The organism is Bradyrhizobium sp., from assembly GCF_019242285.1.
Taxonomy (GTDB): domain Bacteria; phylum Pseudomonadota; class Alphaproteobacteria; order Rhizobiales; family Xanthobacteraceae; genus Bradyrhizobium.
This window is the reverse complement of record NZ_JAFAVV010000811.1, coordinates 1-7,398: the sequence shown is the minus strand read 5'-3', so window position 1 is coordinate 7,398 and position 7,398 is coordinate 1. Positions and strand designations below refer to the sequence as shown.

The following is a 7,398-nucleotide window of genomic DNA, read 5'->3' as shown; positions in this document are numbered from 1 at the left end:
GACGGCTGGATCGCGAGGTTTCGCAAGATGGCGAACGGCAGCTATGATTTCCGCGGCGCCGAGGCGACGCTGTCCGGCGCGGTTCGGCTGGAGGCCGGCGGGCTCGTGCTCTCCGGCCCAGGCTGGTCCGTCCGGCTCGATCCACTGAGCACGACCGACAAGGTGCAGTGGGATTGGTCGCAGCGGCGGCCCGCTATACCGACCGCCGCGGAGGAAGCAGCCTATGACGCGCTGCGCGATCGCGTGAGAGGTTCCGGCGCGATCGCCTCGGTTCAGGTCACCGGCCCGCTGCGGACTTCAAAAGGCGAAAAGCATCTTCATGTTCGCCTCGTCCGCTGATGCGGCCACGTTGACGCGCCCGGCCCATGACGACCGCCGTCATTCCGGTGCAGGCACGCGCCGGAAACCGGCGCCAAGAAGCGGCCGGACGATGGCCGCCTGATTTTGGCCGCCGGTCCAGGGATACCGAAACGAAGGCGCCCTCATACCGCTTCCACGCAAACGCCGCCAAATTGTCATTCTGCGAACCAATTGAGGCCAACGCGTGTGCTCATGCTGTGGACGTATTGTGTTCAGTGGAGTTCGGGGCTGTGGCGTACACAATGGTCGCGGAGCGCGACAATCAGAAGTTCCGCAAGGAGCGCACCAGCGCCCTGATCGTGCTGGCCAATGCCCGGGTCTGGGAGAGCGAAGGCTGGCAGGTGATGATCACCGACCCCGAGGGCAAGGCGTTCGCGCCCGCGCAATTCGCCGAATCGCTGGGGCCGAGCTTCCTGCCGCATTTCGCTGCGCCGCTGCAGCGGCCCTACTCTGATGAGCTGCCCTCGCTGGCAGAGCCGGAGGTGGAAGAGTCGGCCGACGAAGCTGCACCCGAAGAGGCTGCATTCGCCGGCGACGCCCTCGAAGCAGCTTCGGCGGAGGAAACCTCCGAGGAGCCTGCTCTGGAGGACGTGCCGACCGAGGACGTCTCCCTCGAGGCCAAAGCCGACGTGATCGATGCAGCCTCCGCCCCGCATGACGAGGAGTGGCACGACGAGGACGATGAGGTCGAGCCGGAACTTGATCAGTCCGCCTCGGTCGAGGCAGCCTGAGTCTCACTTCACCAGCTCTTTCTTCTTATCGGCCGCGCGGAAATGGCGCGGCAGGAGCACGATTGCCGTTGCGACCAGCTCCAGTGCCAGGCACAGCGCGAGCGCTGCGGCATAGCCGCCGGTAGCACCATGCACGAGGCCGAGAATGCCCGGCCCGAGCGCGCTGACCACACCGCCAATCGAAGAGGACAGTCCCAGCGCCGCGCCAAAGCTGGCTCGGCCGAATTCGCGCTGTAGGATCAGCGGCGGCAAGGTGATGAGATTGCCGATCGAGAATCCGTAGACCGCGCAGGCGAACAGTAGTGCGGCAGCGCTCGAGGCCGCGAGCATCAGCGCCAGTGCACCGGCCTGGCTCAGGAACGACAGGGCGCCGGCAAGCCGCGGATCGACGCGATCGACGAACAGGCCGAGACCCAGCCGAGCGAGCGCTGCAATTCCGCAAGATAGACGCCCTGGCCGTAGAGGCCGAAGCCGAAGATGAAGAACGCGACCAGGAAGCACGCGAACACAACACGCCAGCCGCGATAGGCCGGCGACGACTCCTCGATCTCCTGCATACGTGCTCACCGCGCCATGCCTTCGAACTCCCCGACGGGGACGCTCAAGGGTTGAAAGGCCATGCCGGAGATCGGATACAGCTTCAAGTAAACTATTGTGAACATCGGTGTCTCGGACCGCAGTGAGCGTGTTCCTGCTTGCTTTTGCGCGGGCAAGACAGAAAATCTCGCCCGATTCTGCCAGGAGGAAGCCCATGGACGTGCCGCAGATCGTCGAGGCGTTGAACCCCAACGTCAGAACCTTGCCGGCTGAAGCGATCGAATCCGCCGAGGCTCAGCGCGACGCGCTCGTTCCGCTGTTCGTCCGGGACTTCGAGCGGTTCACCTCCACCCAAGATACGCAGCTTGGGTTACAGGCGTTGTTCGTCGCCTTTCATTTGCTCGGTGGATGGCGCGAGAAATCCGCCTACCGGCCGCTGGCGAAATTCCTGCGCTTACCCGAGACGGCGGTCGAATCAATCCTGGGTCAAGCCATCACCGAGACGATCCATCGCCCGATGGCGGCGGTGTTCGATGGCGACCCCGAGCCGATCTACGAGATCATTCGCGACGAACAAGCCTTCGAATTCGTTCGGTCTGCGATGATGTATACGCTCGTGATGCTGACCTTGAGCGGCGAGCTTCCGCGCCCGCAGGCCGCGCAGTTCCTGCGCGACTGCTTCGATGAGTTCGGCCCGGACGACAACTACGTCTGGGTCGGCTGGGCCCATGCCGTGGCGTGGCTCGGCCTGGAGGACATGGTGCCTCTGGTCGAGCAGGTCTTCGCACGAGGCTCGATCGATCCGTTTTCGATGTCATTGGAGGGTTTCGAGCAGACCCTGCGGGATGGGCCGGACCACCAGACGCTCGCGCCGTTTGGCAGCGCGCGGGAGGAGCTGGCCATTTGGTACGATTCTGATCGCATCTCCAATATGAACGCCGCAACCGACCATCTGTTCGGGCGCATCTCGGATGACGGACGGCCCGCGCGCAATCCCTTCCGCGACGTCGGCCGCAACGATCCCTGCCCTTGCGGCAGCGGCAAGAAGTTCAAGAAATGCTGCTACGGCACCGACCCTGACGAGCTGATCCGGCGTCTGGCTTCGTGACCCCAACGCGTTGGTCGTGACCGAGCCCGCCCCAAGGTCCAGAGCTGGCTCGCGCTCTACGCGGCGTCGAAGGCCGCGGTGATCTCGCTGACCCGCTCGGCGGCGTTGGAATACGCGCCGCACGGCCTCCGCATCAACGCGGTGTCGCCGGGGCGGGTCGAGACACCGATGATGCTGGCGTCCGGCATCACCGACATGAGCACGGTCGCCGCCGCCCTGCCCGCGCGCCGGCTCGGCCAACCCGAGGAGGTCGCCGAGGCCGTGCTGTGGCTCGCCTCCGATGCCGCCTCCTTCGTGATCGGCCACAATCTGTGCGTCGATGGCGGCTTTCTGGCAAGCTGATCGCATGGACGGCGCACGCATGGACGCGATCACCATCCTGCGGACGCTGATCGGCTTCGACACCACGGAACTCGAACCTGGCGCTGACGGACTGGGTCGCCGACTATCTCGACGGGCTCGGCGCCCGCCTGCGGCCGGCCGGTTTCTCGACCGGCTGGCTGCATGGGCGAGCGCTCAGTGACTGCGATTGGCAACGAGCTCGGCCGGATCGAGCACGCGGCCCCCCAGCAGCACCTTCACGATCCCTGCATAGGCTTCGATCGTCTGCGTCGGATCCTGATGCAGCAACAGCAGATTGGCGCGCTTGCCGACCTCCACGGTTCCGACATCCTGATCCAGCTTGAGCGCCTGCGCGTTGGACAAGGTCGCGGAGCGGAATATCTGCTCGGGCGTCTCCCCTGCCGCGACCAGACGTTGCATTTCGAGCCAGCCGTTGAGGCCGGGCGGATTGGCATAAGTCGGCGCGCTCGGCGTATCGGTGCCAAACAGCAGCCGCCCGCCATGCGACGCGAGATAGGCCGCGGCGTGCGAAACGCGGTCGATCGGAAGCGCGTACCTTCTGTTGGCCTCAGTTTCCAGGACCTTCGGGTCTCGATCCTTGCCGCCGAAACGCTCGGAATAAGCGTCGTGGAGCCATTGTCCCTCCGGCGACCGATACCAGTCGATGAGACCCGATGGGAGAACACGCGCCAGCAGCGGATCGGACAGGAACGCGGTGTTGAACAGGTCCCGCTCGCCATACAGGACCTGGATGGTCGGCTGCCAGCCGACATTCTTCGCCAGCACGTCATCGAGCAGCGCCTTGGCCGCAGGGGTGAGGTCGGTGACCCGTGATGGGTCGTTCCAGTTCCACAGTCCGTGCGCCATGATGTCGACGCCGGTCCCGAGACCGAAGGACTGCGCTTCGATGGAGCTCGCGTGCATCAGCACCGGCATGCCGGCGGCATGGGCGGCTTGAACCAGCTCCCGGATCGTCTCGGCCTTCGGCACCGGCAGGTCGTGGGCCGTGCCAAAACCGTGCTCGTAGAACGTCTTGACGCAGATGGCGCCGTCCGCCTTCATCCGCGCCACCACGGCCGCAGGTGTATGCATCTCGGGGGCGATATCGGGTGGGGCCGCCATGTCCGGCTCGACCAGCATGTAGGGAAATGCGCGGTAGCGCACCGCCTTCGGCCGATAATTCATGGGATAGCCGTCCATCAAGGACGCGCCGCCGCAGAAATAGGTGTCCGGGACGACGTCGTGATCTTTCCAGCGCGCCATCCCTTGCGGCGAGGAAATCAGATCGACCAGCGTCGTGAAACCGTAGAGCAGGTAGCTGCGCGGGATCTGGTCTCGGGCAAGCTGCGCGATGTCGGGATGCCGCGCTTCCTGCTCATTGGTCATGCCCGGGATGGCTCCCAGGTGGACGTGGCTGTCGATGAGGCCCGGGGCCAGATAGAGGCCTGTGCCGTCGATCGTCGTGACTGTGGATGGTGCGCCGGCTGCCTGGCCTGGCGAGCCGCCGGTCGTGATCGAGACAATGCGGCCGTCGTGGATGTCCACCTCGGCGTCGCGCAGCGGACTGGCTCGTTCCGGCGAAACAACGGTGACATGCTCGATCCAGACATCCTCGACGGTCGCGGCGGCTGACGGCCTGACGCCGGGTGTCAGCCAGCACATCGCGATCGCAAACAGCGCAATTCTCTGCATCATCGTCATCGGTCCTTCCTCGGGGCCACCCACTCCACAATTCTCCACGACAATGGGCGCAGCGGGAATAGACTGATCCCGGAAGAATGACGAACGGTCGAATGACAGGGGCGAGCGGTCACTGCCGCGGTTGAACGGCGCCGCAGAGACCTGCTCGTGTCCCGCATGACGTTCATGGCGCTGGGAACTGCACCGCAGCTCGTGTAGACGTCTCATGCGATGCACGAGCCCTTGACAGCGAAGGCCGGCGGCTCTCGATCGCAGCGCACGCCGGCCAAGATCAGCTTCGCCTATTGGACCTTGCAACTCGTTTGCTGGGGCCTTTATTTCTATGCGCAGTCATCCGGCGAGGTGATCTTCGCCGGGGTCCCCTGGAGCAAGGCAGCCGTCATGTGGGGCGGCGTCTGCGTGGCCGGTATCGGCCTCACGCAGACCCTGCGCTGGGTCGCGAGGCGTCAGGCCTGGCTCGAATTGCCGCCGCTGGCCTTGCTGCGCAGAGTCCTGCTCGGGCTGCTGCTCATTTCGACGACGTCCTATCTGATCGCCATCACGCTGTCATCGACGCTCTATGGCACGCCCGTCGTGCCGATCCTGGGAACATTCTATCGAAAGCTTTATTTCTCCGGCCAGCTCCGCAATCAGTTCATCAGCGGTTTCCTGATCTACACGATGTGGGTTGCGATCTATTTCGGCATCGCGATCCAGCGCCGGCGGCACAGCGTGGAATTGCGTCAGGCGCAGCTCGCCGAAGCCTTGCAGGCCGCGGAGCTACGGCTCCTGAAGACGCAGCTCAATCCGCACTTCCTGTTCAACGCGCTCAACGGCGTGCGCGCCCTGATCGCAGGCGATCCCGGCAAGGCGCAGGATGCCGTGACGCGGCTCGCCCGAACCCTGCGTTACACATTGGCTGCGGGCGAAGAAAATCTCGTGACCATGGCCCGCGAGCTGGAGATGGTGGACGACTATCTGGCACTCGAGCAGCTCCGCCTGGCGGAGCGGCTGAAAGTAGTGCGCGACATTGCGCCTGCGGCCCTCACGGTGCGCATTCCGGTGATGCTCATGCAGACATTGGTCGAGAACGCGATCAAGCACGGCATCTCGCCGCTCAAGCAAGGCGGCACGCTGCGCATCGCCGCGCACGTCACGGCGGCGGAGCTGGTCGTCGAGATCGTCAATCCGTGCCCTGAGAGCCCCGCCATGGAGCCGGGATCCGAAAACGTCGGGCTCAAGAACCTCTCGGAACGCCTGCGGCTGCTGTTCGGTCCTGCCGCGCGGCTGCATCTCGACCTTTCCGGCCCGGGGCAGGCCATTGCGGAAGTGAGGCTTCCCGCATGAAGGCGCTGATCGTCGACGACGAACCGCTCGCCCGGCTGGAGCTGCGCCGCCTGCTCGCGGCGTTCGCCTGGATCCAGGTCGTCGGCGAGGCCGGCAATATCGACGAGGCGCGTATCCAGATCGAAACGCTCGCGCCGGGCCTGGTATTTCTCGACGTGCAGATGCCGGGCGGAACGGGCTTCGACCTTCTGGACCAGCTCGACCGCCCGCCGCGCATCATCTTCACGACGGCCTACGATCATTATGCTGTCCGGGCATTCGAGGTGAGCGCGCTCGACTACCTGCTGAAGCCGGTCGAGCCGGAGCGCCTTGCGGCAGCGCTCGTCAAGATTCGCGAGGCCGTATCGAGCCGCGCGATGTCCGCCGGCTCGCCGCTCGAGCAGCTCTTCGTCCGCGACGGACCCCGATGCTGGTTCGTGCCCGTGCGCGAGGTGCGCCTGTTCGTCGCGGAAGGAAACTACGTCAGATTATATTGGGGGAGCGAGCGGCCGTTGCTGGGACGGTCTCTGACCGCCGTCGAAGACAGGCTCGACGAAAAGATCTTCTTTCGCGCAAACCGTCGGCAGATCGTGAACCTGGAATTCGTCCGCAACGTCCAGCTTCGACCGGCCGGCCGCCTGCTCGCCAGGCTGCGCGATGGATCGGATGTCGAAATTTCCCGACGTCAGGCGCGGCTGTTCCGGGCCAGAATGACGGTCTGAGGCCCGATTGCCAGCTCTGCGAAAGGAGCTGATTGGGATCGCTCGCCGGTGACCGGGTCGCGGGCAACATTGCTGGGTCCCCTGGCGTCCGGGCTCAGTAAGGGTGCTGCCGTGCCGCTACATGGCTCGTGGAGCGCGGATAGTTGTCGGCTTGATGCAGCGCCGCAAGTCGGTGGCGCTGGGGCGGTGGCCGAAAATCTCAGTCTCACATCGAGCAAATCTGGTCGGCACCATCTCACGCAACCGACATGGTGAATACCTGACGATTTTCGCAATCGGGCCATGAATCGACATCGCTCCAATCAAGCAACGAGACTTGTCAGGCTCCTTAGCGGCCGTAGGGGAAGCAGCGGTTGCGATCGAGTGTGATACCGAAATGCGCTCCCAGCGCAGCGATGGCCGCGCCGTGCTGAGGATAAGGATCGGCATTGGATGCGGCAACGATGATGATCCGGAACCCGCCGCGATCTTTGCCACCCGGTGGCAGCATCGCTGTAGCCAGTGCGTTGCCCTCCCTGTCGCGCAACGTGAGGAAAAGCGGCATCTCTCGCTGTACATGGGCCTCGAGGCCGATGTCGCGCTCGATCGCGTT

General features: G+C 64.7%; 7 protein-coding genes and 4 pseudogenes. 7 read left to right on the top strand and 4 right to left on the bottom strand.

Annotation, left to right across the window (positions count from 1 at the left end):
• Both JOY90_RS33285 and JOY90_RS33280 read left to right on the top strand, forming a co-directional pair.
• Nucleotides 1-339 (top strand): hypothetical protein (locus tag JOY90_RS33285; RefSeq protein ID WP_291695332.1); only part of this gene is annotated, 339 nt, incomplete at its 5' end.
• Nucleotides 340-602: 263 nt separating this feature from the next.
• A complete protein-coding gene (locus tag JOY90_RS33280) occupies nucleotides 603-1,091 on the top strand; it encodes a hypothetical protein (RefSeq protein ID WP_291695331.1) in 489 nt (162 codons plus the stop codon).
• Between the two features lie 3 nt (nucleotides 1,092-1,094).
• Here JOY90_RS33280 and JOY90_RS33275 read toward each other — a convergent pair whose 3' ends face one another.
• Both JOY90_RS33275 and JOY90_RS33270 read right to left on the bottom strand, forming a co-directional pair.
• Nucleotides 1,095-1,421, bottom strand: a complete 327-nt coding sequence (locus JOY90_RS33275; RefSeq protein ID WP_291695330.1) for a hypothetical protein — start codon at nucleotides 1,419-1,421, stop codon at nucleotides 1,095-1,097.
• A 23-nt stretch (nucleotides 1,422-1,444) separates the two neighbouring features.
• On the bottom strand, nucleotides 1,445-1,648 hold the full coding sequence (locus JOY90_RS33270; RefSeq protein WP_291695329.1) for a hypothetical protein: 204 nt from the start codon (nucleotides 1,646-1,648) through the stop codon (nucleotides 1,445-1,447).
• 194 nt (nucleotides 1,649-1,842) lie between these two features.
• On the opposite strand from JOY90_RS33270, the pseudogene JOY90_RS33265 reads away from it, so the two are divergent.
• The 3 pseudogenes from JOY90_RS33265 to JOY90_RS33260 form a co-directional block, all read left to right on the top strand.
• Nucleotides 1,843-2,466 (top strand): annotated as a pseudogene (locus JOY90_RS33265) (DUF1186 domain-containing protein); the annotation flags it as partial.
• A 144-nt stretch (nucleotides 2,467-2,610) separates the two neighbouring features.
• Nucleotides 2,611-2,736: pseudogene (locus JOY90_RS40245) on the top strand (SEC-C metal-binding domain-containing protein); the annotation flags it as partial.
• 51 nt (nucleotides 2,737-2,787) lie between these two features.
• A pseudogene (locus JOY90_RS33260) lies at nucleotides 2,788-3,078 on the top strand (SDR family oxidoreductase); the annotation flags it as partial.
• Nucleotides 3,079-3,252: 174 nt separating this feature from the next.
• Here the strand turns inward: JOY90_RS33260 and JOY90_RS33255 are convergent.
• A complete protein-coding gene (locus tag JOY90_RS33255) occupies nucleotides 3,253-4,779 on the bottom strand; it encodes an amidohydrolase family protein (RefSeq protein WP_291695327.1) in 1,527 nt (508 codons plus the stop codon).
• 222 nt (nucleotides 4,780-5,001) lie between these two features.
• Between JOY90_RS33255 and JOY90_RS33250 the strand changes: the two genes are divergently transcribed.
• Together JOY90_RS33250 and JOY90_RS33245 are read left to right on the top strand one after the other, a co-directional pair.
• Nucleotides 5,002-6,105, top strand: coding sequence for a sensor histidine kinase (locus JOY90_RS33250; protein ID WP_291695326.1), 1,104 nt, complete (start codon nucleotides 5,002-5,004; stop codon nucleotides 6,103-6,105).
• Entirely contained in the window at nucleotides 6,102-6,806 is a 705-nt protein-coding gene (locus JOY90_RS33245; protein WP_291695325.1) for a LytTR family DNA-binding domain-containing protein, read from the top strand. The genes JOY90_RS33250 and JOY90_RS33245 overlap by 4 nt, the downstream gene beginning before the upstream one ends.
• Before the next feature lie 328 nt (nucleotides 6,807-7,134).
• Here the strand turns inward: JOY90_RS33245 and JOY90_RS33240 are convergent.
• Nucleotides 7,135-7,398, bottom strand: a pseudogene (locus JOY90_RS33240) (hypothetical protein); the annotation flags it as partial.